The following is a 20,278-nucleotide window of genomic DNA, read 5'->3' on the forward strand; positions in this document are numbered from 1 at the left end:
CACCGGGCGCCCCCTCGGCGTACGCCGCGCCACCGTCGCGCCGCTGACGCGCTGTCGGTGGCCTGTCGGCGCTGTCGGTGATCTGTCGGTCGTTTGTCGGTGGCCGCTGACACCGTCGTGCACATGACGCGAATCGACAAGAACCCCGACGGCGTGAGCAGCGCCGTGACCGTGCGGGGGTTGGTCAAGCACTACGGCGAGACCAAGGCTCTGGACGGTGTCGACCTCACGGTGCGCGAGGGCACCGTCATGGGTGTGCTCGGGCCGAACGGTGCCGGGAAGACCACCCTGGTGCGGATCCTGTCCACGCTCCTGGCACCGGACGCCGGGCAGGCCACCGTCGCCGGGTACGACGTCCTCAGGCAGCCTCGGCAACTGCGCCGGGTGATCGGGCTGACCGGGCAGTACGCCTCCGTCGACGAGAAGCTCCCCGGCTGGGAGAACCTGTATCTCATCGGGCGGCTGCTCGACCTGCCCCGCAAGGAGGCACGCACGCGTGCCGACGAGCTGCTGGAGCGCTTCTCGCTGACCGAGGCGGCCAAGCGCCCGGCCGGCACGTACTCCGGCGGTATGCGGCGGCGGCTCGACCTCGCCGCCTCCATGATCGGGCGGCCCGAGGTGCTGTTCCTCGACGAGCCGACCACGGGACTCGACCCGCGGACCCGCAACGAGGTGTGGGCCGAGGTCAAGGCCATGGTCGGGGACGGGGTGACCGTGCTGCTGACCACCCAGTACATGGAGGAGGCCGAGCAGCTCGCCTCCGAGCTGACGGTCGTCGACCGGGGCAAGGTCATCGCGGGCGGCGGCATCGAGGAGCTCAAGGCCAAGGTCGGCGGGCGGACCCTGCGGGTGCGGCCGACCGATGCCCTGCAGTTGCGCCCGCTCGCCGGGTACCTGGACGAGCTCGGCATCACCGGCCTCGCCACCACCACCGTGGACACCGAGACCGGCACCCTGCTCGTCCCGATCCTCAGCGACGAGCAGCTCACCGCCATCATCGGCGCCATCACCGCGCGCGGCGTCACGCTCGCCTCCATCACCACCGAACTGCCCAGCCTGGACGAGGTGTTCCTGTCCCTCACCGGCCACCGCGCCAGTGCCCCGCAGGACGCCGTGCCCGCCGACGACCGCGAGGAGGTCGCCGTATGAGCGCCACCACCACCGCCACGCCCACCACCGGCGACGTCCGCATACCGCTGCGGGCACATCTGCGGCACACCGGTGCGCTCGTGCGCCGCAACCTCCTGTGGATCCGGCAGGACCCGGAGTCGATGTTCGACGCCATCCTGATGCCGATCGTCTTCACGCTGCTGTTCGTGTACGTCTTCGGCGGCTCCATCGGGCAGGCGCTCGGCGGCGACCAGCACGCCTACGTGCAGTACGTGGTGCCCGGCATGATGGCCATGATGGGCATGAGCATGGCCATGTCGGTCGGGACCGGGTTCAACCAGGACTTCAACACCGGCGTCATGGACCGCTTCCGGTCGCTGCCGATCGGGCGGGGCTCGGTGCTCTTCGCCAAGATCGCGGTGGAACTGCTGCGGATGATGATCGCGACCACGATCATGCTGATCGTCGGTGTCCTGGTCGGCTTCGACATCACCGACTGGGGCGGGCTGCTGGCCGCCGTGGCGCTGGCCGCGCTGTTCGGCTCGGCGCTGATGTGGGTGTTCCTCACCCTCGGCGTGGTGCTGAAGAACGCGCAGTCCGTGCAGGGGCTGGGCTTCCTGGTGCTGATGCCGCTCCAGTTCGGCTCGTCGATCTTCGCGCCGACCGACTCGATGCCGGGCTGGCTGCAGTCCTTCACCGACGTCAACCCGCTGTCCTCGCTCGCGGACGCCGCGCGCGGGCTGATGGTGGGCGGCAACGGCCCGATCGCGCACGACGTGTGGGTGACGGTCGGCTGGTCGGTGGGGCTCACGGCGGTGATGGCGCCGATCGCAATCCACAAGTTCCGCACCAAGAGCTGACTCCCCGGTGCCTTGAAGGCCTCGGGGACCCCAGCCGTCGGCGCCGGTCACACGAGGGCGGCGGCCTCCACGGAGGAGAGGCCGCCGCCTTCGGCGTACGCCGCCTCGTACGCGGCGTCGCCGAGCGCCGCGCGCGTGCCCGCCACCGCCCGCTCGTACACCTCGCGCTCCTGGGACGACGGGACGTGCCGGGGCGGCAGCAGCGCGTCCGCGGCGCCGAGGCAGCGGGCGGCGTCGTGGGCCCGGCTGCCGCCGTCCACGCGGGCGAGGGCGTACGCGGCGGTGGTCAGATACCCCGAGCGCATCTGTGGGGCGATGGCCTGGGACAGCGGGTCCTCGGCGCGTTCCAGCGCCCCTCTGATCCGCTCCAGGGACTCCGGATAGCGCCCGTCGGCCGCGTCCAGCCAGGCCTCCGCACCGAGGATGAAGGCGTCGAAGACGATGAAGTGGGCGATCTTGAACTGCTCGCGCAGCAGCCGCAGTTGCTCACGCGCCTCGGGAACACGGCCGGTCATGCCGAGCCGGCCGGCCAGGATCAGCCGGGCGAAGGGCATCGACTGGTCGTGCGGGCCGCCCGCCTGGTCGAGGACCTCGCGCAGCAAGCGCTCTCCCCGCTCGGCCTCGCCCGCCTCGATGAGGACACTGGCGAGCCGGGCCTTGAGCACACCCGTGTGACCGCGGGCGCCGAGGTGTGCGGCGCTTTCGAGCGCCGCCTCGTAGTCGGCGGCGGCCATCCGGTACTCGCCCCTGCGCTCATGTGCCTCGGCGCGTGCGGCGAGCGCCTCCGCGGTGCCCCACAGATCGCCGAGGCGGCGGTAGATGGCCAGCGACTCGTCGGCGTCGCGGGTGGCGTCGCCCGACCACTCGGTGCGGTTGGCGAGCAGATTGGCCCGCATCTGCAGATTGGCGGCGAGGTCCCACTCGTATCCGGGCACGCCCCGGCAGGTGTCGACGGCTGCGTCGATGATCGTCCGCACCCGTTCCAGATCCCCGGTGAGCAGGACGGCGTAGAACCACAGGGAGCCGGGGAACCGGCACCCCTGCGGGAGTCCGGGCCGGTACGTCCCGCCGACAGCGCGCAGTTTCCGCTGCCCCTCGGGCGACTGCCAGGCCTCCAACTCGGTGTCCATACAGGCGAGATGGACCAGGTGGACGCCGCGCCGGGCCTCCGCGAGGACCTCGCCGGTCCAGGGCGGCGGCGTGGTGATGCAGCGCTCCCACATCGGGGCGGCGGGCCGGACGGGCTCGCTGAAGGGGTCGGGGCCGAGGTCCTGGATCTCCCGGGCCCAGTTGCGGGCGACGACGCGCTGGTCGCGCATCAGCCAGTACCAGGCCATCGAGAGCACCAGGCACATCGCCTCCTGCTCGTCGCGCACGGCCACGGCGTGGTGCAGGGCGGCGCGGATGTTCTCGCTCTCGCGCTCGAGCCGGCGGATGGCGGCGAGTTGTCCGGCGCCGCGCAGCGAAGGCTCGCCGGTGCGGGCGAGTTCGCGGTAGTACGTCAGATGCGCGCGCTCGACCTCCGCCCGCCCGCCGGTCTCGTCGAGCCGTTCGGCGGCGTACTCGGCGACGGTCTCCAGCAGCCGGTAGCGCATCTCCCCGTCCCCCGAAGGGGCCGCCACCACGAGGGACTTGTCGACGAGCGAGCCGAGCGCCTCCAGCGCGCCGGGTCCGCACACGGCCTCGGCGGCGGCGAGCTCGCATCCGCCGGCGAACACGGACAGGCCCCGCAGCACGTCCCGTTCGTCCTCGTCCAGCAGCTCCCAGGACCAGTCGACGACCGCGCGGAGGGTCTGCTGGCGGGGCAGGACGGTACGGCTGCCGGAGGTGAGCAGACGGAAGCGGTCGTCGAGCCGGTCAGCGATCTGACGCGGCGTCAGCACGCGGAGCCGGGCGGCCGCGAGCTCGATGGCGAGGGGAAGGCCGTCGAGGCGGCGGCAGATCTCGGCGCACGCCGCGGCGGTCTCCTCGTCGGTGTCGGTCCGGAACCCGGGCCTGGCCGCGGCTCCCCGGTCGGCGAGCAGCCGCAGCGCGACCGGCTCGGGCAGCGGGTCGACAGGGCGCAGCAACTCCCCCGGTACGCCGAGGGGTTCACGGCTCGTGGCGAGCACCGTCAGCGCCGGGCAGCGCTCCAGCAGCTCCTCCACGAGGCGGGCGGCGGCCTCGACCACATGCTCGCAGTTGTCGAGGATGAGCAGCATGCGGCGCTTGCCGCAGTGCTCGGCGAGCCGCTCGACGGGGTCGTCGTGCCGGTCGGACCCGGCCCGCATGGCCTCGGCACCGGCGCCGTACAGCACGGTCTCCCGTGCGCCGACGGCGGTGAGCACGGCCTCCGGCACGGCCTGCGGGTCGTCGACGGGCGCGAGCTCGGCCAGCCACACCCCGTCCGGGGCGGCGTCCCGCCCGCTCTCGGCGGCCTCCTGCGACAGCCGTGTCTTCCCGGCGCCGCCGGGGCCCAGCAGGGTCACCAGACGGGCGGCGGTCAGGTCGCCGCGGATGGCGTCGATGTCCGCTTCCCGGCCGACGAAGGAGGTGAGGCGGGCCCGGAGGTTGCCGGTGGGCGGGGCGGGCGCGGTGCCGGGACGCGTACCCGCGGCGCGGGCCTGGGCAGGGGGTTCGCCGGGGCCGGTCCGGGAGTCGAGGGAGTGGAGTGGGCCGGGTGCGGCATCGGCTGCGGCCGCGGTGCGGGCACGGGGGGCGGAAGGGGCACCGGAACCGTCCGGGGAACCGGGGACAGGCGCCCCGCTCTGATCGGCCGGGGCGCGAGGATCGGGGGCGGCGGGAACGGCGGGGTGGGTCGACGTGCGGGGTGCGCCCGCGCCGGAACCGCTCGGCCAACGCCGAACTCCCGGGCCTGCACCGGGCGCCGGGCGGGACGTATCGGCACCTTCGCCGGGCGCCCTGCCGGACGTGCCCGTGCCCGTGTCGCTCGGCGCAGCTGGCGTGCCGGCGCCCCAGCCCGCACCTGCGCCCCCCGGCATGCCGGACGCCCCCGCCCCGCCGCCCGCGAACCTCGGAGGACGTCCCTCCACGTCGGCAGCACCGTCCACCCCGGCCCCACGCCCGTCACGGGAGCCCCGCCGCGCACCCGGGGCGAATCGCCCCCCGTCGCGCGCACCCTGCCCCGCACCACCCCCGTCCGTATCCGCCCCCGACCGGAGCAACTCCCCGTGCAGCGCGCGAAGTTCCCGCCCCGGGTCGGAGCCGAGCCGGTCGGCCAGCAGTCGTCGTACGGCGTCGTAGGCGGCCAGCGCCTCCGCCGTGCGGCCCGCGTCGCGCAGGGCGCGCAGGCGCAGGGCCTGGAGGGGTTCGTCCAGGGGGTGGGTGTCGCACAGGGCCGTGAGTTCGGGCAGGGCGTGCTCGGCGTGGCCGAGGGCGAGGGCGGCGGTGTGGCGGGCGCGCAGGGCGTCGAGGCGCCGGGTCTCCTGGCGGGCCGCCTCGGCGGTGCGGTCGGGGAGGTCGGCGAGGGCGGGGCCGTGCCACAGGGCGAGGGCGTCGTCGAGGGCGACGGCGGCCTTGGCCAGGTCGCCGTCGGCCAACGCGCGCGTGCCCTCACCCGCGAGGCGCTCGAAGCGGTACAGGTCGATGTCCTCGGGCGCGGCGGCGAGGCGGTACCCGCCCTCGGCCGAGACCACCGCGTCCGCGCCCAGCGCCCGCCGCAGCCGGCCGACGAGCGCCTGCAGCGCGCCCGACGCGTCGGCGGGCGGATCCCCGTCCCACACCTCCTCGACCAGCCGGCTCACGGGCACGGCACGCCCGCCCCGCAACGCCAGCACGGTCAGCAGGGCACGCAACCGCGCCCCGCCCACCGGAACAGGGGTGCCGTCGGGGCGGAGAGCCTGGGTGGTGCCGAGGATGCGGTAGCGCACGGGGTCCATTGTCTCTGGTCGGATCGGGGACGGTCACAGGGTTCAGTGGCGCGGCGCGCGAGGGCGGGTGGAGCCGTTTCGGCGCGGCGCGCCAGGGGTGTACGGCCGTCTCAGCGCGGCGCGCGAGGGGGCGGGCGCGGGCTTCAGCGCGGTTCCCGGACGGTGCTCAGGGTCTCCAGCAGGTCCGCGAGGGCGGCCGGCGGCAGGCCCGTCACCTCCCTGCCCGGTGCGGTGTGCGGGATGCCCCGGGCCTCGCGCAGCGCATGGGACAGCCACGAGTCCGTGCCCGGCACCTCCAGGGTCACGATCACGCCCACGCCGGCGTCCCCGAACCACTTCGGGCACTCCCACACCGGCCTCAGCGACCGTTCCCCGGGGACCGGTTCGCGCGTGGGCGAACCCGGCGCCGTCTCGGCCCAGCCCTGGGTGACGACCTGGATCGCGCGGACCCACCCCCGGGTGTCCGGCAGGTCGGCGCCGGTGTGGCACTCGACCGTGAGCAGGCCGACCAGACGGATCCGGTCGCCCGGCGCCACCTCGCCCAGGTCCTCCTGAGGGACGAGGGCGACCGGCTCCTGGTGCAGGGCGACCGTCAGGCCGTTGTCGTCCCGGGCCACCCGGACCGCGCCTCCCTTCGCCGGCAGGTCCTCCACCGGACCGGCGATCTTGGTGAGCTGGTCGTGCCAGCGGCCGCCCAGTTTGCCGTCGGCGTCGCTCATGAGCAGCGGCCAGCTCACCTCGTCGCCCACCTTGAACGGCGTACCGCAGCACTCCATCTGCCAGTCGTCGTAGAACACATGCCAAAGCCCCATGCCCCCACCCTCCCCGGAACCAAGGCCCCACCGCGAGACGTTTTCCCCGTACGCCCGGTACGGTCGGGCAGTCCCCCCGCGGTCCCCGCGCGGGTACGAGACTTCAGGGAGCCCCATGACCACCGCCCTCACCCGCCGCAGCGACCGGCGGATCAGCCCCGTCTTCGTGGGGATCCTGGCCGTCACGGCGGTGACCGGCTGGGCCACCTGGACGGGGTTCGCCGAACAGCCCGGCCTGGCCGTGTTCCTGTTCGTGACGGCCGCCTGGATCGTGTCCCTGTGTCTGCACGAGTACGCACACGCGCGTACGGCCCTGCACAGCGGCGACATCTCGGTCGGGGCGAAGGGCTATCTCACGCTCAACCCGCTGAAGTACACGCACGCGCTGCTCAGCATCGTGCTGCCGGTCATCTTCGTGATCATGGGCGGCATCGGACTTCCCGGCGGTGCGGTCTTCATCGAGCGCGGGCGGATCCGGGGCCGCTGGCGGCACAGTCTGATCTCGGCGGCGGGGCCGCTGACCAACGTCCTCTTCGCCGTGGTCTGCACCGCCCCGTTCTGGCTGGACGCCCTCGACGGCGTCCCGCGGGACTTCCGGTTCGCGCTCGCCTTCCTCGCCCTGCTCCAGGTCACGGCCGCGATCCTGAACTTCCTGCCGGTCCCGGGTCTGGACGGCTACGGCGTGCTCGAGCCCTGGCTGTCGCAGAAGGTCAAGCGCCAGGTGGAGCCGTTCGCCCCGTTCGGCCTGCTGTTCGTGTTCGCGCTGCTGTGGGTGCCGGAGATCAACGGCGTGTTCTTCGACATGGTCGACGCCGCCCTGCGCGGCCTCGGGATCAGCGACTTCGAGACGTACTGCGGCTACGACCTGTTCCGCTTCTGGCGGGACTCGAACGAGCTCTGCACGATGGGCTCGTGACCCCGGTCAGCCGGTGGCGGAGTCCCGCCGGGCGTCCCTGGCGGTCTTGACGTAGTACCAGGTCATGTTCGACGACAGCCCCGCCAGCAGCACCCACACGATCCCCAGCAGGCTGCCCTGGACGAAGGAGACCACGGCCGCGGCCACGGCGAGCAGACAGACAATCAGGGCGTACACACCAAGGCGGGGCATCTCAGTCGGCTCCTTCGGGGGACACTGCTACGGAACCAGTGTCCCCCATCCCCTCATACGTCCGTGACGCGGAGCCCGGCGTGTGCCTTGTACCGCCGGTTCACCGAGATCAGGTTCGCGACCAGCGACTCCACCTGGTGGGCGTTGCGCAGCCGCCCCGCGAAGATGCCGCGCATGCCCGGGATACGGCCGGCCAGTGCCTGGACGATCTCGACGTCCGCCCGCACCTCGCCGAGGACCATCACATCGGTGTCGATCTCGTCGATCTCCGGGTCCTGCAGCAGCACCGCCGACAGATGGTGGAAGGCCGCCGTGACCCGCGAGTCCGGCAGCAGGGCGGCGGCCTGCTCGGCGGCGCTGCCCTCCTCCGGCTTGAGCGCGTAGGCGCCCTTCTTGTCGAAGCCGAGCGGGTTGACGCAGTCGACGACCAGCTTGCCGGCCAGCTCCTCGCGCAGGGACTCGAGCGTCTTGCCGTGGCCGTCCCACGGCACGGCGACGATCACGATGTCGCTGCGCCGCGCGCACTCGGCGTTGTCGGCGCCCTCGACACCGTGCCCGAGCTCCTCGGCGGCTGCCTGGGCGCGCTCGGCGGCCCGCGAGCCGATGATCACCTTCTGGCCCGCCCTGCCGAGCCGGTAGGCGAGGCCCTTGCCCTGCGGCCCGGTCCCGCCGAGCACGCCGACGACGAGCCCGGAGACGTCGGGGAGGTCCCAGGGGTCCTTGGCCGGGGCCTTCGCGGGGGCGTCGGTGGGCTGCTGTGCACTGTCGGTAGAGGTCATGGGTGGACTTTACGTCCGCCCCGGCCGCCCCGTCGGCTCAGGTGAGCCGGCTCACGGGCACCCGCCGGAAGGCGATGCTCTCGTACGGGCCGAAGTCGCCGGTCTCGTAGAGGAGTCCGACCGTGCCGGCGTCGATCCGTACGAGATCCGAGTACGCGGCGGGCAGCCCGTCCACCGTGTACGCGGACCGCCAGGTGACGCCGCCGTCGGTGGAGGCGCGGATGGTCATCAGGGCCCGGGCGGCCGGGTCGGCGGGGCCGGAGAAGAGCAGGACGTCGGGGTCGCGGAGCTGGAGCACGCTGCCCTCGCAGATGGGGGCGACGAGGCCGGCCTGCGGGCGGAAGGGTCTCACCAGCGTCTCCCCGCCGTCCTCGGAGTACGCGTCGGCGCGGTTGCCCGGGGACGGGGAGTCGTTGCGGGTGTTGAAGTAGACGCGGCCGTCGGGGAGTTCGGCGGCCGTGGTCTCGTTGACGTTGATGTAGCCGTCGGTGTTCTCGTCGACGTAGCCGATGCGCCAGGTGGCACCCCGGTCGTCGCTGAGCAGGCAGTGGCCGCTGTTGTACCTGGGCTCGGTGCCGATGTCGGCGCCGGTGGGCGGGATCGTGTGGTTGGCGGGGACGACGACCCGGCCGGTGCTCAGCTGGATCGCGTGGCCGGGCGTGGTGGCGTACCACCGCCACCCGGGCCGCTTCACCTGCGCGGTGATCTCCTTCGAGCTCGACCAGGTGACGCCGTCGTCGTCGCTGTACCGCACCCAGATCCGGCGGCCGTCGGCGTCGCTCACCTCGCCGCGCAGGATCCCGGCCTCGGTGGCGTGGGCGTGGTTGCGGATGTAGACGAGCAGGATGCGGCCGGTGTCGAGGACGACGGGGGCCGGGTTGCCGGCGAGGTGCCAGTTGTTGTCGGCGGCCACCTGGAGGGGACCCCAGGTGCGGCCGCCGTCCGTCGACCGCCTCAGCACGATGTCGATCTGCCCGTGGTCGGCGGCGGACTCGACGCGGCCCTCGCAGAAGGCGAGGAGGGTGCCGGCGGAGGTGGTGACGACGGCCGGGATACGGAAGCTCGCGTAGCCCTCGTGACGGGCGCGGAAGGGGACACTGGTCTCTGTCATGGCGGGCTCCTCGGATGGCCGGTCGCCGCGGCTCGGTCGCCGGTGGTGGCGGCCGGGCCCGGGCCGGGGCACGGACGGTTGTGCGGGGTGGGGCACGGACGGTTGTGCGGGGTAACGGATCCGTCTGCCCAAGTCGGGCGAATTCGTGGTGAACTCCGGGTCACGAGTGGTCGGTTGCGGCAGGATGCGGTCGTATGGACGCCGTACGTGTCGCGTTGCTGCGTGAAGTGCTCGCCGGGACCGAGTGGTTGGGCGAGACACGGCGCTTCGCGGGGGCGCTGCGGGCGTCGGCGGTGGCGCACGGGGGCGGGCTGCTGCTGGTCGGCACGCGGGAGTACGAGCCGTGGCATCTGGCGGCCCATCTGGTGGACGAGGCCGCGTGGTCGGGGACGCCGGAGCTGGCCCCGACTCTCGTACGGCATGACGCGCGCGCCTCGGATCCGGCGCATCTGGCGGTCGGCCTCGGCCGGTTGGCGGCGGCGCGGCGCGGGGAGACGCTGCTGGTGGTGTCGCCGACAGGGCCCGGGGCGCCGCTGCTGGAAGGGGTGCACGACGCCCGCCGGGCCGGGGCGACGGTGCTGGCGCTCGGCGCCGACGAGGGCGAGCTGACGGCCATGGCGCACGAGACGCTGGCCGTCCCCGAGGCCTCCGAGCTGGACCTGGACACCGTGCAGCACCTGGTGAGCGCGGCCGCCGGCGAGAACGCGCTGCCCCCTCCGAGAGGGCGCCGCCGCTTCCGTGACCGCCTGTCCCGCCTGGCGGAGTCACTGACGGCACCGCCACCTGCGCGCTGGTGACCGGTCGCCCACCTTTCCCTCCCGGGCCCGCAAAACCGTTTGCCTCCACCACGGCACCGCCCGAGCATGACCCCTCGTGACCGCCGACTCCCCCACACCTCCCTCCCGGCTCCGGGCCGTACTCCCCGACCTCGCCCCCTGGCACGCCTCCGCCGAATTCCGCAAGCTGTGGCTGGCCGGGCTGATCTCCTCCTTCGGCAGCTTCCTGACGTTCGTCGCGCTGCCCGTGCAGATCAAGGAGCTCACCGGGTCGGTGGCGGCGGTCGGGGCGATCGGGGCCGTGGAACTGGTGCCGTTGATCGTGTTCGGGCTGTACGGGGGCGCGCTCGCCGACGCGCTCGACAAGCGCAAGCTGATCCTGTGGACGGAGGCCGGGCAGGCGGTGCTGAGCGCTGCGCTGCTGGTCAACGCGCTGCTGCCGAGCCCCGCCGTGTGGCCGCTGTTCGCCGTCGCCGCCCTGTCCTCCGCGCTCGTCTCGGTCCAGCGCCCCGCCCTGGACGCCCTGGGGCCCCGGATCGTGGCCCACGACCACCTCCCGGCCGCCGCCTCGCTGAACGCGCTGCGCTGGCAGGTCGGCGGGGTCGCGGGCCCGGCGCTGGCGGGCGTGGTCGTCGCGTACGCCGGGCTCGGCTGGGCATACGGCGCGGACCTGCTGACCTTCGTCGCCTCCGTCCTGCTCACCCTCGGCATCGCCCCCTCCCCCGCCTCCCACGCGGCCGCGAAGCCGTCCCTCAAGGCCATCGCCGAGGGCGCCCGGTACGCCTGGAGCCGCAAGGAACTCCTCGGCACGTACGTCATCGACATCGCGGCGATGCTCTTCGCGATGCCGCTCGCCGTACTGCCGTTCCTCGCCGACGAGTTGAACGCCCCGTGGTCGCTCGGCCTGATGTACGCCGCCGTGCCGGCCGGGGCGATGCTGGTGAGCCTGACCAGCGGCTGGACCTCACGGGTGCACCGGCACGGGCGGGTCGTGGTCCTGGCGGCGGCGCTGTGGGGCCTGGCGATCGCGGCCGCCGGTGTCTCCCGCGACGTCTGGCTGGTGCTGCTGTTCCTGACCCTCGGCGGCGCCGCCGACATGGTGAGCGGGATCTTCCGCGGGGTGATGTGGAACCAGACGATCCCGGACGAGCTGCGCGGCCGGCTCGCCGGGATCGAGCTGCTGTCGTACTCGGTCGGCCCCCAGCTCGGCCAGACCTACGTGGGCGGCGTCGCCGCCTGGAAGGGCGTCAGGACGTCCGTCTGGTCGGGCGGGCTGCTGTGCGTGGGCGCGGTGGGGCTGCTGGCGCTGTGCCTGCCGAAGCTGATGTCGTACGACGCGCGCACGAACGAGCACGCGGTACGGCTGCGGGAGCAGCGGGCGGCGGCAGCGGCGGGCGTACCCGCGCCGTCGCCGACACCGGCGGAGAGTTGATCAGTCGTCGTCCGCCGGACCCGTCGGGGCGTCGTGCCACCGGGGGTCGTTCTCCCATTCCAGGTTGCGCTCGCGCGCGAGGTCCATCGCCTGCTGGGCCTCTTGCCTGCTGGTGTACGGCCCGAAGCGGTCCTTGGCCGGGCACTCCGGCCCTTCCTCGACCTTCTTGTGGACGAGGCAGTAGTACCACTCCCCAGGCTTCCCGACCGTGCGCTTCTTGAACAAGGCCATGACCGGCTCCTCTCGCCACCGACATGTTCCCCCATGCCCGCTGGTTAGACTCGCTTGCATGTCTGGCCAGTCGCTGCTCGTCCCAGGGGAGCTGTCCCCCACCCGTTCCGTGCCCGGAAACATCCGCCGCCCCGAGTACGTCGGCAAGCCCGCGCCGACGCCGTACACGGGGCCGGAGGTGCAGACTCCGGAGACCGTCGAGGCGATGCGCGTCGCCGGCCGTATCGCCGCGCGCGCGATGGCCGAGGCGGCGAAGCTGATCGCGCCCGGCGTCACGACGGACGAGCTGGACAAGGTGGCGCACGAGTACATGTGCGACCACGGCGCCTACCCCTCCACGCTCGGCTACCGCAACTTCCCCAAGTCCCTGTGCACGAGCGTCAACGAGGTGATCTGCCACGGGATCCCCGACTCCACAGTCCTGCGCGACGGCGACATCATCAACCTCGACGTGACGGCGTACATCGGCGGGGTGCACGGCGACAACAACGCCACGTACCTGGTGGGTGACGTCGACGAGGAGAGCCGCCTGCTGGTGGAGCGCACCCGTGAGTCGCTGAACCGCGCGATCAAGGCGGTCAAGCCGGGCCGCCAGATCAATGTCATCGGCCGCGTGATCGAGTCGTACGCCAAGCGCTTCGGCTACGGGGTGGTCCGCGACTTCACCGGCCACGGAATCAACTCGTCGTTCCACTCGGGCCTGATCATCCCGCACTACGACAGCCCGCACGCGACGACGGTCATCCAGCCCGGCATGACCTTCACGATCGAGCCGATGCTGACGCTCGGGACGCACGAGTACGACATGTGGGACGACGGCTGGACGGTCGTCACGAAGGACCGCAAGCGCACGGCTCAGTTCGAGCACACGCTGGTGGTGACGGAGACGGGCACGGAGATCCTGACGCTGCCCTGATCACCGGTTCACGGATCACCGGTCACCGATCACAAAGCCCGCCCTGTCAGGGCGGGCTTTCTCTTGTACGCTTTTACCGACAGGGTGTCGGCAAGCTATTGACTTAGGTAAGCCTTACCTTAGAGGATGTGCCCCATGGAGTCCTTCTCGACACTCATCCGCACCGCGTCCCATGAACAGCACGTGGAGGCCGAGACCTCGACGTTCATGAGCGACCTGCTCGGCGGACGGCTCGGCGTCGACGCGTACGCGCGCTACACCGAGCAGCTGTGGTTCGTGTACGAGGCGCTGGAGACCGGCACCGAGCAGCTGGCGTCGGACCCGGTGGCGGGCCCGTTCATCCAGCCCGAGCTGTTCCGGCTGGCGTCACTGGAGCGGGACCTGGCGCACCTTCGGGGCCCGGACTGGCGGTCGGGCGTCTCGGCACTGCCGGCCACCCGCGCCTACGCGGACCGGGTACGGGAGTGCGCCCGCGACTGGCCGGCCGGCTACATCGCCCACCATTACACCCGCTACCTCGGCGACCTCTCCGGCGGCCAGATCATCCGCGACAAGGCGGAGAAGACCTGGGGTTTCACCCGCAAGGGGGACGGCGTCCGCTTCTACGTCTTCGAGGAGATCGCCAACCCGGCGGCGTTCAAGCGGGGTTACCGCGAACTGCTGGACGGGGTGCGCGCGGACGACCTGGAGAAGCAGCGGGTCGTGGCGGAGTGCAAGAAGGCGTTCGCCCTGAACACGGCGGTGTTCAGGGCGTTGGGCGAGGAGTTTCCGCTGAGCGCCTGAGGCTCAGCGCTCCAGGACCACCCGGCCGCCGAGTTCGACCCAGTCCCCGGGCTGGGGCGCGGTGAGCAGCTGGGAACCGGCGCCCTGGGTGATGTTGAGCGCCCGGCCGAGCCGGTGGGTGAGCTGGATGGCCGCGGCGCCGGTCGCCTCGTCCTCCTCGACGCCGTCACCCCGGCCGGGGAAGCCGCGGGCCCGGACCCGTCCGGCGGCCTCGTCCTCCCAGGCCCAGGCGTAGATCCACTCCCCTGGTGGCGGTACGTCCAGGTCGTCGACCTCAGCCGCAGTCGCGTACTGCCGCAGGGTGCGCGGCGGGGCCCACTCCGCCCGCGCCTCGATCCAGCTGAACTCCCCGTCCAGCCGGGTGCCCACCACGCCGGCGGGTGTGACCAGCTCGGGGACGTCGAGGAGCCAGGCCGCGCCGACGCAGGGGTAGCCGGCGAAGGGGAGTCGTACGGAGGGCGTGTAGATGTCGATGACGCCGCGCTCGGGGTCGTCCACGAACACGGTCTCGCTGAACCCGAGCTTGCCGGCGAACGCCTGCCGGTCCGCCCGGTCGGGCATGACGGAGCCCTCGCGGACGACGCCGAGTTCGTTGCCGTATCCGCCCTTGGGGCCGCAGAAGACGCGGAGGACGTCGTAGTCAGTCACGGGGGCATTGAAACATCTGAGGCTTGGCGCCCACGGCAAGGTCGTCCCAGGCGGGGGCCCCGCCGGGCAGCGACCAGGAGTCGGTGGGCGAGGTGTCGTACGGAAGCGATGCGAGGGCGTCGGCGTGGCCGCGTTCCAGAGCGACTCGTTGATGCATGAGGTTCGGATGAGGCGCGCGGGAGTCCAAACGCTCCATGCGCTGCTCGTGCGCCGCCGTGATCTCGTCGGCCTCCCGCCGCCACCGCTCCTCGTCCGCCACTTTCCTCAGTTCCACGCCCACCGGCTCGGCCCCTTCCGCCAGCGCGGCCACGGCGCGGTCGTGGCCGTCGAGGATCAGCCAGCCGTCGAGGAACGTCACCCACCACAGGAGTACCGGGGCGAGTGTGCCGTCGCGCGCGTGCTTGCGGTACGCCTTCACGCGCGGGGCGTCCGGCGCCGAGAGACGGCGCAGGGGCAGCACTCCGTGCCAGCCGCCTCCGCAGTACAGCTCCAGGCTCCCGCCCGGCCAGTCCCGGACGAAGTCCTCGGTCCAGATGCCCGGTGCGAAAGAGGCCCGGCGGGAGACGAGCCAGCGGCCGTCGTACAGAGGGCTGTCCTCCGCCTCCTCCAGCCAACGCGCGTACTGGTGCGTCCAGTCGGTCCGGTCGCGCATCGCGCCCGAGCGCAGCGGCGGGAGGGGCGAGCGATGGCCGTCGAGTCGGTGCATCGCCAGGTCCTTGCAGCAGCCCGTACCGTCCGCGCGACCCAGCAGCAGCGGACGCTCCCCCTGGCGCAGCAGCAACCGGCCCGCGTCCGCCGTCTCGAAGCGGAGTGGAGGCGGAGCCGACCGGCCCGACACGGCCAGGACCAGTCCGCCGCCCGGGGCGAACTCCCTGGTCCCCCTGGTCGCGTTCACGGGGCCAGTCTGATGACCCACAGCCGCCTTCCGCAAAGAGATTGCCACCACGAGCAAAGGTAAGGCTAACCTAAGCTCTGCCAGCCGACTGGGCTGCGGCCGAGCCACTACGGCAGTGACCGAAAGGAACGGACAACGGCATGACCGTACTGGAGAAGGCCGCGCCCGAGGCGGTGCCCCAAGTGCCGCCCCGCAGACGGCACACCACCGCCTGGCTGCTGACCGTCGGTATGAGCGTCGCCCTCCTCGTCCTGGTCCCGGTCGCCGCCGGGATCGGCGCCTATCCGGTCCCGGTCGGGGATGTCCTCGCCTCCGTGCAGCACAAAGTCGGGCTCGGTGGCGGCGAGTTGGACCGGGTCGCCGAGTCGGTGCTGTGGAACGTCCGCTTCCCGCGGATCGCGCTCGCGTTGCTCATCGGGGCGTCGCTCGGCTGCGCCGGCGCGCTGATGCAGGGGGTGTTCGGCAACCCGCTGGCCGAACCCGGCGTCATCGGCGTCTCGTCGGGCGCGGCGGTCGGCGCGGTGGCCGCGATCTCGCTCGGGCTGACCTTCCTCGGCAACTGGACCCTGCCCGCGATGGCGTTCGTCGCCGGGCTCGGCACCGTGCTGCTGGTGTACGTGATGTCTCGCTCGGGGGGCCGCACGGAGGTCGTGACCCTGATCCTCATGGGCATCGCGGTCAACGCCTTCGCCGGGGCGCTCATCGGCCTGTTCCTCTTCCTCGCGGACACCGCCGCCATCAACCAGATCACCTTCTGGCAGCTCGGCTCCCTCGCCCAGTCCACCTGGCCCAAGGTGACGGCCGTCCTGCCCTGCGCGGTCCTGGGGCTGGCGGTGGCGCCGCTGTACGCGCGCCGCCTGGACCTGCTCGCCCTCGGCGACCGGCCCGCCCGGCATCTGGGGGTGGACGTGGAGCGGATGCGGGTCGCGCTGATCCTGGTCGTCGCGCTGCTCACGGCGGCCGCGGTGAGCGTCTCCGGCGTCATCGGGTTCATCGGCCTGGTCGTGCCACACCTGTTGCGCATGGCCGCGGGGCCGCGGCATCGGTTTCTCATTCCGGGCAGTGCGCTGGGTGGGGCGGTGGTGTTGCTGGCGGCGGATCTCGCCGCGCGGACCATTGCGGCGCCGGCGGAGCTGCCGCTGGGCGTTCTCACGGCCCTGCTGGGCAGCCCGTTCTTCTTCTGGCTGCTGCGTCGGACCCGGCGGCGACAAGGGGGGTGGGCCTAGGCCCTGTCGTTTGGATCAGGCCGGCTGTGAGGGGCAGTGCCTTCCGGCCGACCCGAGCGGGGTCTGGTGCGTGCAGCTGCAAGGCGGAGGAGGGAGTCGACGCGGAGCGTCGGCGAGTGACGACAACGCGGCAGATGCGCGTGCCAGACCCCGCGACGCCGGCATGATCCAAACGACAGGGCCTAGGGGTCGTGTGTCGTCTGCGGGCGGGTGGGGGCCGGTCGCGCCCACGCGGCGGAGCCGCACAGTGATACAGCCCCGCGCCCCTCAAGGAAATCGGCCCCACCGGCGATAGCACCTGACCCTCTGCTGAAGGATCCCTCATGAGACTCCTCCGCGCACACCCCACGCCCCCACCACCCTCCCGACCCGGCGACATCCTCGCCGAGGCCGAGGACCTCCACGTCCGTCTCGGCGCCCGCCCCGTCCTGCACGGTGTCTCCGTGACCGTCCGGGCCGGCGAGGTCCTCGCCCTCGTCGGGCCCAACGGTGCCGGAAAGTCGACCCTGTTGAGCGCGCTGGCCGCCGACCTCCCGGCCGCCGAGGGTGTCGTACGGATCCACGGGCGCCCGGCGACCGACTGGTCGGCCCCCGAACTCGCCCTGCGCCGTGCGGTGCTGCCGCAGTCGGCGACGCTGTCCTTCCCGTTCCCGGTGGAGGACGTCGTGCGGATGGGCCGCGCACCCCACGCCTGCTCTCCCGCCGAGGACGACCTCGCCGTCACCGAGGCGATGGCCGCCACCGAGGTGGCCGCCTTCGCCGTCCGGCCGTTCTCCGCGCTCAGCGGTGGTGAGCGGGCCCGTGTCGCGCTGGCCCGGGTGCTCGCGCAGCGCGCCCCGTTGCTGCTGCTGGACGAACCGACGGCCGCGCTGGACCTCAAACACCAGGAGCTGGTGCTGCGGCTGTGCCGGGAGCGGGCGCGGGCCGGGGACGCGGTGGTCGTCGTGCTGCACGATCTGGGGCTCGCGGCCGCCTACGCGCACCGGGTCGCGATCCTGCGCGCCGGACGGGTCGCGGCCGACGGGCCGCCCGCCGAGGTGTTCTCCGAGCAGTTGCTGTCCGAGGTCTACGACCAGCCCGTCGAGGTGCTGCCGCATCCGCGGACGGGTGCGGTCCTGGTGACCCCCCGCCGCTGACCCCCACGGCACAACCTTTGACGTTCCTTTGACTTCTCCATGGGGTCGATTTTGGTCACTTAGGCAATCCTTATCTCCGTTAGGCGAGCCTCACCTTCCTCGCTGTGAGGCTCGTCACGCATACTTTCCGGCCACCTCCTGGAGCCCTCATGCGCGCCGTCAGACTGCCCGTCACCACCGCCATCGCCACCGTGGCGGCCCTGACCGCCGTCACGGGCTGCACCGAGAAGGGCAGTTCGGCGGGGAGCGACCGGGTCGTCAACGTGACCGCGACGGACGACAGGTGCGAGGTGTCGAAGAAGGAGTTCCCGGCCGGACACGTCGAACTCGCCATCGAGAACAAGGGGTCGAAGGTCACCGAGGTCTACATCCTCTTCCCGGACGACCGCATCGTCACCGAGCGCGAGAACATAGGCCCCGGCACCAAGCAGACCGTCACCGCCGAGGTGAAGGCCGGCGACTACACGATCGCCTGCAAGCCCGGCATGAAGGGCGACGGCATCCGGCAGACCGTCAAGGCCACCGGCAAGGGCTCCACGGCCAAGCGCGACCCGCGGCTGGACAAGGCCGTCGCCGCCTACCGCGAGTACGCGCAGGAGCAGGCCGACGAGACGCTGCCGCTCGCCGAGGCCTTCGCCAAGGCCGTCAAGGACGGCGACATCGAGGCCGCGAAGAAGGCCTACGCCACCTCCCGCATCGGCTGGGAGCGCACCGAGCCGGTCGCCGAGTCCTTCGGCGACATCGACCCGAAGGTCGACGTCCGCGAGGACGGTCTGGATGTGGGCCAGGACCCGGAGAAGGACTGGACCGGCTGGCACCGTCTGGAGCGCTCGCTCTGGAAGGACAAGAAGCTCACCGACCGCGACTCGGAACTCGCCGACCAGCTCATCACCGACCTGAAGGACTGGCAGAAGCGGGTCGGCAAGGCCGAGATCACCCCGACCTCCATGGCCAACGGCGCAAAGGAACTCCTCGACGAGGTCGCCACCGGCAAGGTCACCGGCGAGGAGGAGCGCTACTCGCACACCGACCTGGTCGACTTCAAGGCCAACGTCGAGGGCGCGCAGAAGGCGTACGAGCTGCTGAAGGCGGTCGCGAAGGAGAACGACCCGGCGCTGGTCACCGAGCTCGACAAGCAGTTCGCCGCGCTGAGCGCCCTGCTCGACAAGTACCGGGCCGACAAGTCGTCGTACGACTTCACCTCGTACGACAAGGTCGGCGAGGCCGACCGCAAGGAGCTGTCGGACGGCGTCAACTCCCTTGCGGAGCCGCTGTCCAAGCTCGCCGCCGCCGTCGTCGTGAAGTAAGGCAGGCGCCCTCATGACCGAGAACTTTGATTCCCCGTCCCGGCGTGCGCTGATCGGCTGGGGCGGTGCCGGGCTCGCGCTCGGTGCCGTCGCGGCCGGCGGTGCCGTGGCGATGACCCGTGACGGCGACGCCGTCGGTGACGCGGCCCCGGCCGGTGCCGCGACGGGCGCGGCGATCGACTTCCACGGCGACCGGCAGGCGGGCATCGCCACGCCGGTGCAGGACCGGCTGCACTTCGCCGCGTTCGACGTGAAGACCGACGACCGCGCCGAGTTCGTGCGGATGCTGAAGGACTGGACGGCGGCCGCGCGCCGGATGACGGCCGGGCAGGCGGTCGGTGAGGGCGGGTACGGCGGGCCGGCCGAGGCGCCGCCGGACGACACCGGTGAGGCGCTGGGGCTGAAGCCGTCGCGGCTGACGCTGACGATCGGCTTCGGGCCGTCGCTCTTCGAGAAGTTCGGCGAGGCGTTCGGCATCGCGGACGCCCGCCCCGAAGCCCTCGCCGAATTGCCGAAGTTCGCAGGGGACAACCTCGACCGGAACCGCAGCGGCGGCGATCTGTGCATCCAGGCCTGCGCCGACGACCCGCAGGTCGCCGTGCACGCGATCCGCAACCTGGCCCGCATCGGCTTCGGCAAGGTCGTCATCAAGTGGTCCCAGCTCGGCTTCGGGAAGACGTCGTCGACGACGCCGGACGAGCAGACTCCGCGCAACCTCATGGGCTTCAAGGACGGCACCCGCAACATCGCGGGGACGGAGACGGACCGGCTGAAGAAGTTCGTGTGGGTGGACGAGAAGGACGGTCCCGCGTGGATGGCCGGCGGCTCGTATCTCGTCGCCCGCCGCATCCGGATGCACATCGAGACCTGGGACCGCACCTCCCTGCAGGAGCAGGAGGACATCATCGGCCGCGACAAGGGCGAGGGCGCCCCGGTCGGCAAGGCCAAGGAGCGCGACGAGCCGTTCCTGAAGGCGATGCTGCCCGACGCGCACGTCCGGCTCGCGCACCCCGACTCCAACGACGGGGCGACGATCCTGCGCCGCGGCTACTCCTTCACCGACGGCACGGACGGCCTCGGACGGCTGGACGCGGGCCTGTTCTTCCTGGCCTACCAGCGCGACCCGCGCACCGGGTTCGTCAGGATCCAGCGCAACCTGGCCATCGACTCGCTCAACGAGTACATCCAGCACGTGGGTTCGGCGCTCTTCGCCATCCCGCCCGGCGTCCGCGACAAGGACGACTGGTGGGGCAGCACGCTGTTCTCCAAGGAGGCGTGA

The 20,278-nt window shown here is 72.3% G+C and carries 19 protein-coding genes; 11 read left to right on the forward strand and 8 right to left on the reverse strand.

The window, feature by feature from the left end:
* The first annotated feature begins 123 nt into the window (after positions 1 to 123).
* The gene (locus EJ357_RS13160; RefSeq protein WP_126391796.1) at positions 124 to 1,149 is read left to right on the forward strand and encodes an ATP-binding cassette domain-containing protein; all 1,026 of its coding nucleotides are present in this window, start codon (positions 124 to 126) and stop codon (positions 1,147 to 1,149) included.
* Positions 1,146 to 1,970, forward strand: coding sequence for an ABC transporter permease (locus EJ357_RS13165; RefSeq protein WP_126391797.1), 825 nt, complete (start codon positions 1,146 to 1,148; stop codon positions 1,968 to 1,970). Before EJ357_RS13160 ends, EJ357_RS13165 begins: the two co-directional genes overlap by 4 nt.
* Positions 1,971 to 2,017: 47 nt before the next feature.
* Here EJ357_RS13165 and EJ357_RS13170 read toward each other — a convergent pair whose 3' ends face one another.
* Together EJ357_RS13170 and EJ357_RS13175 are read right to left on the reverse strand one after the other, a co-directional pair.
* Entirely contained in the window at positions 2,018 to 5,848 is a 3,831-nt protein-coding gene (locus EJ357_RS13170) for an AfsR/SARP family transcriptional regulator (RefSeq protein ID WP_126391798.1), read from the reverse strand.
* Between the two features lie 134 nt (positions 5,849 to 5,982).
* Positions 5,983 to 6,651 (reverse strand): DUF6578 domain-containing protein, encoded by a 669-nt coding sequence (locus EJ357_RS13175; RefSeq protein ID WP_126391799.1) that lies wholly within the window; start codon positions 6,649 to 6,651, stop codon positions 5,983 to 5,985.
* Between the two features lie 115 nt (positions 6,652 to 6,766).
* On the opposite strand from EJ357_RS13175, the gene EJ357_RS13180 reads away from it, so the two are divergent.
* Positions 6,767 to 7,567 (forward strand): site-2 protease family protein, encoded by an 801-nt coding sequence (locus tag EJ357_RS13180; RefSeq protein WP_126391800.1) that lies wholly within the window; start codon positions 6,767 to 6,769, stop codon positions 7,565 to 7,567.
* Between the two features lie 6 nt (positions 7,568 to 7,573).
* On the opposite strand, the gene EJ357_RS13185 is transcribed toward EJ357_RS13180, so the two are convergent.
* The 3 genes from EJ357_RS13185 to EJ357_RS13195 are packed head-to-tail and all read right to left on the reverse strand — an operon-like array spanning position 7,574 to position 9,649.
* The gene (locus EJ357_RS13185; RefSeq protein WP_126391801.1) at positions 7,574 to 7,759 is read right to left on the reverse strand and encodes a hypothetical protein; all 186 of its coding nucleotides are present in this window, start codon (positions 7,757 to 7,759) and stop codon (positions 7,574 to 7,576) included.
* A 53-nt stretch (positions 7,760 to 7,812) separates the two neighbouring features.
* On the reverse strand, positions 7,813 to 8,538 hold the full coding sequence (npdG, locus tag EJ357_RS13190; RefSeq protein ID WP_126391802.1) for an NADPH-dependent F420 reductase: 726 nt from the start codon (positions 8,536 to 8,538) through the stop codon (positions 7,813 to 7,815).
* Positions 8,539 to 8,575: 37 nt separating this feature from the next.
* Positions 8,576 to 9,649, reverse strand: coding sequence for a sialidase family protein (locus tag EJ357_RS13195; protein ID WP_126391803.1), 1,074 nt, complete (start codon positions 9,647 to 9,649; stop codon positions 8,576 to 8,578).
* A gap of 194 nt (positions 9,650 to 9,843) precedes the next feature.
* Here EJ357_RS13195 and EJ357_RS13200 point away from each other — a divergent pair, with 194 nt between their 5' ends.
* Both EJ357_RS13200 and EJ357_RS13205 read left to right on the forward strand, forming a co-directional pair.
* A complete protein-coding gene (locus EJ357_RS13200; RefSeq protein WP_126391804.1) occupies positions 9,844 to 10,446 on the forward strand; it encodes a hypothetical protein in 603 nt (200 codons plus the stop codon).
* A 76-nt stretch (positions 10,447 to 10,522) separates the two neighbouring features.
* On the forward strand, positions 10,523 to 11,857 hold the full coding sequence (locus EJ357_RS13205) for an MFS transporter (RefSeq protein WP_126391805.1): 1,335 nt from the start codon (positions 10,523 to 10,525) through the stop codon (positions 11,855 to 11,857).
* Here the strand turns inward: EJ357_RS13205 and EJ357_RS13210 are convergent, their stop codons facing one another.
* Positions 11,858 to 12,088: a hypothetical protein gene (locus EJ357_RS13210; protein ID WP_048587224.1), complete on the reverse strand. Its 231-nt coding sequence runs from the start codon at positions 12,086 to 12,088 to the stop codon at positions 11,858 to 11,860.
* Between the two features lie 58 nt (positions 12,089 to 12,146).
* Between EJ357_RS13210 and map the strand changes: the two genes are divergently transcribed.
* Both map and EJ357_RS13220 read left to right on the forward strand, forming a co-directional pair.
* Positions 12,147 to 13,004: a type I methionyl aminopeptidase gene (gene map / locus EJ357_RS13215; protein ID WP_126391806.1), complete on the forward strand. Its 858-nt coding sequence runs from the start codon at positions 12,147 to 12,149 to the stop codon at positions 13,002 to 13,004.
* A gap of 135 nt (positions 13,005 to 13,139) precedes the next feature.
* On the forward strand, positions 13,140 to 13,787 hold the full coding sequence (locus tag EJ357_RS13220) for a biliverdin-producing heme oxygenase (protein ID WP_126391807.1): 648 nt from the start codon (positions 13,140 to 13,142) through the stop codon (positions 13,785 to 13,787).
* 3 nt (positions 13,788 to 13,790) lie between these two features.
* On the opposite strand, the gene EJ357_RS13225 is transcribed toward EJ357_RS13220, so the two are convergent.
* Together EJ357_RS13225 and EJ357_RS13230 are read right to left on the reverse strand one after the other, a co-directional pair.
* Entirely contained in the window at positions 13,791 to 14,435 is a 645-nt protein-coding gene (locus EJ357_RS13225; protein WP_126391808.1) for a PhzF family phenazine biosynthesis protein, read from the reverse strand.
* Positions 14,428 to 15,330, reverse strand: a complete 903-nt coding sequence (locus EJ357_RS13230) for a hypothetical protein (protein ID WP_228473041.1) — start codon at positions 15,328 to 15,330, stop codon at positions 14,428 to 14,430. Before EJ357_RS13230 ends, EJ357_RS13225 begins: the two co-directional genes overlap by 8 nt.
* A gap of 140 nt (positions 15,331 to 15,470) precedes the next feature.
* Between EJ357_RS13230 and EJ357_RS13235 the strand changes: the two genes are divergently transcribed.
* The 4 genes from EJ357_RS13235 to efeB all read left to right on the forward strand — a co-directional run bounded on the left by EJ357_RS13235 (position 15,471) and on the right by efeB (position 20,278).
* On the forward strand, positions 15,471 to 16,556 hold the full coding sequence (locus EJ357_RS13235) for a FecCD family ABC transporter permease (protein WP_126391809.1): 1,086 nt from the start codon (positions 15,471 to 15,473) through the stop codon (positions 16,554 to 16,556).
* A gap of 323 nt (positions 16,557 to 16,879) precedes the next feature.
* Positions 16,880 to 17,692 (forward strand): heme ABC transporter ATP-binding protein, encoded by an 813-nt coding sequence (locus EJ357_RS13245; RefSeq protein ID WP_126391810.1) that lies wholly within the window; start codon positions 16,880 to 16,882, stop codon positions 17,690 to 17,692.
* A gap of 149 nt (positions 17,693 to 17,841) precedes the next feature.
* Positions 17,842 to 18,999 (forward strand): iron uptake system protein EfeO, encoded by a 1,158-nt coding sequence (gene efeO, locus EJ357_RS13250; protein ID WP_126391811.1) that lies wholly within the window; start codon positions 17,842 to 17,844, stop codon positions 18,997 to 18,999.
* A gap of 13 nt (positions 19,000 to 19,012) precedes the next feature.
* Positions 19,013 to 20,278: an iron uptake transporter deferrochelatase/peroxidase subunit gene (efeB, locus tag EJ357_RS13255; protein WP_126391812.1), complete on the forward strand. Its 1,266-nt coding sequence runs from the start codon at positions 19,013 to 19,015 to the stop codon at positions 20,276 to 20,278.

Origin of the sequence: Streptomyces cyaneochromogenes, assembly GCF_003963535.1 — a bacterium.
In the GTDB taxonomy this organism is placed as follows: domain Bacteria; phylum Actinomycetota; class Actinomycetes; order Streptomycetales; family Streptomycetaceae; genus Streptomyces; species Streptomyces shaanxiensis.

Coding starts and splice junctions, on each gene's coding strand:
- EJ357_RS13160 (WP_126391796.1), top strand. CDS start 124: ATGACGCGAATCGACAAGAACCCCGACGGCGTGAGCAGCGCCGTGACC.
- EJ357_RS13165 (WP_126391797.1), top strand. CDS start 1,146: ATGAGCGCCACCACCACCGCCACGCCCACCACCGGCGACGTCCGCATA.
- EJ357_RS13170 (WP_126391798.1), bottom strand. CDS start 5,848: ATGGACCCCGTGCGCTACCGCATCCTCGGCACCACCCAGGCTCTCCGC.
- EJ357_RS13175 (WP_126391799.1), bottom strand. CDS start 6,651: ATGGGGCTTTGGCATGTGTTCTACGACGACTGGCAGATGGAGTGCTGC.
- EJ357_RS13180 (WP_126391800.1), top strand. CDS start 6,767: ATGACCACCGCCCTCACCCGCCGCAGCGACCGGCGGATCAGCCCCGTC.
- EJ357_RS13185 (WP_126391801.1), bottom strand. CDS start 7,759: ATGCCCCGCCTTGGTGTGTACGCCCTGATTGTCTGTCTGCTCGCCGTG.
- npdG (WP_126391802.1), bottom strand. CDS start 8,538: ATGACCTCTACCGACAGTGCACAGCAGCCCACCGACGCCCCCGCGAAG.
- EJ357_RS13195 (WP_126391803.1), bottom strand. CDS start 9,649: ATGACAGAGACCAGTGTCCCCTTCCGCGCCCGTCACGAGGGCTACGCG.
- EJ357_RS13200 (WP_126391804.1), top strand. CDS start 9,844: ATGGACGCCGTACGTGTCGCGTTGCTGCGTGAAGTGCTCGCCGGGACC.
- EJ357_RS13210 (WP_048587224.1), bottom strand. CDS start 12,088: ATGGCCTTGTTCAAGAAGCGCACGGTCGGGAAGCCTGGGGAGTGGTAC.
- map (WP_126391806.1), top strand. CDS start 12,147: ATGTCTGGCCAGTCGCTGCTCGTCCCAGGGGAGCTGTCCCCCACCCGT.
- EJ357_RS13220 (WP_126391807.1), top strand. CDS start 13,140: ATGGAGTCCTTCTCGACACTCATCCGCACCGCGTCCCATGAACAGCAC.
- EJ357_RS13235 (WP_126391809.1), top strand. CDS start 15,471: ATGACCGTACTGGAGAAGGCCGCGCCCGAGGCGGTGCCCCAAGTGCCG.
- EJ357_RS13245 (WP_126391810.1), top strand. CDS start 16,880: ATGAGACTCCTCCGCGCACACCCCACGCCCCCACCACCCTCCCGACCC.
- efeO (WP_126391811.1), top strand. CDS start 17,842: ATGCGCGCCGTCAGACTGCCCGTCACCACCGCCATCGCCACCGTGGCG.
- efeB (WP_126391812.1), top strand. CDS start 19,013: ATGACCGAGAACTTTGATTCCCCGTCCCGGCGTGCGCTGATCGGCTGG.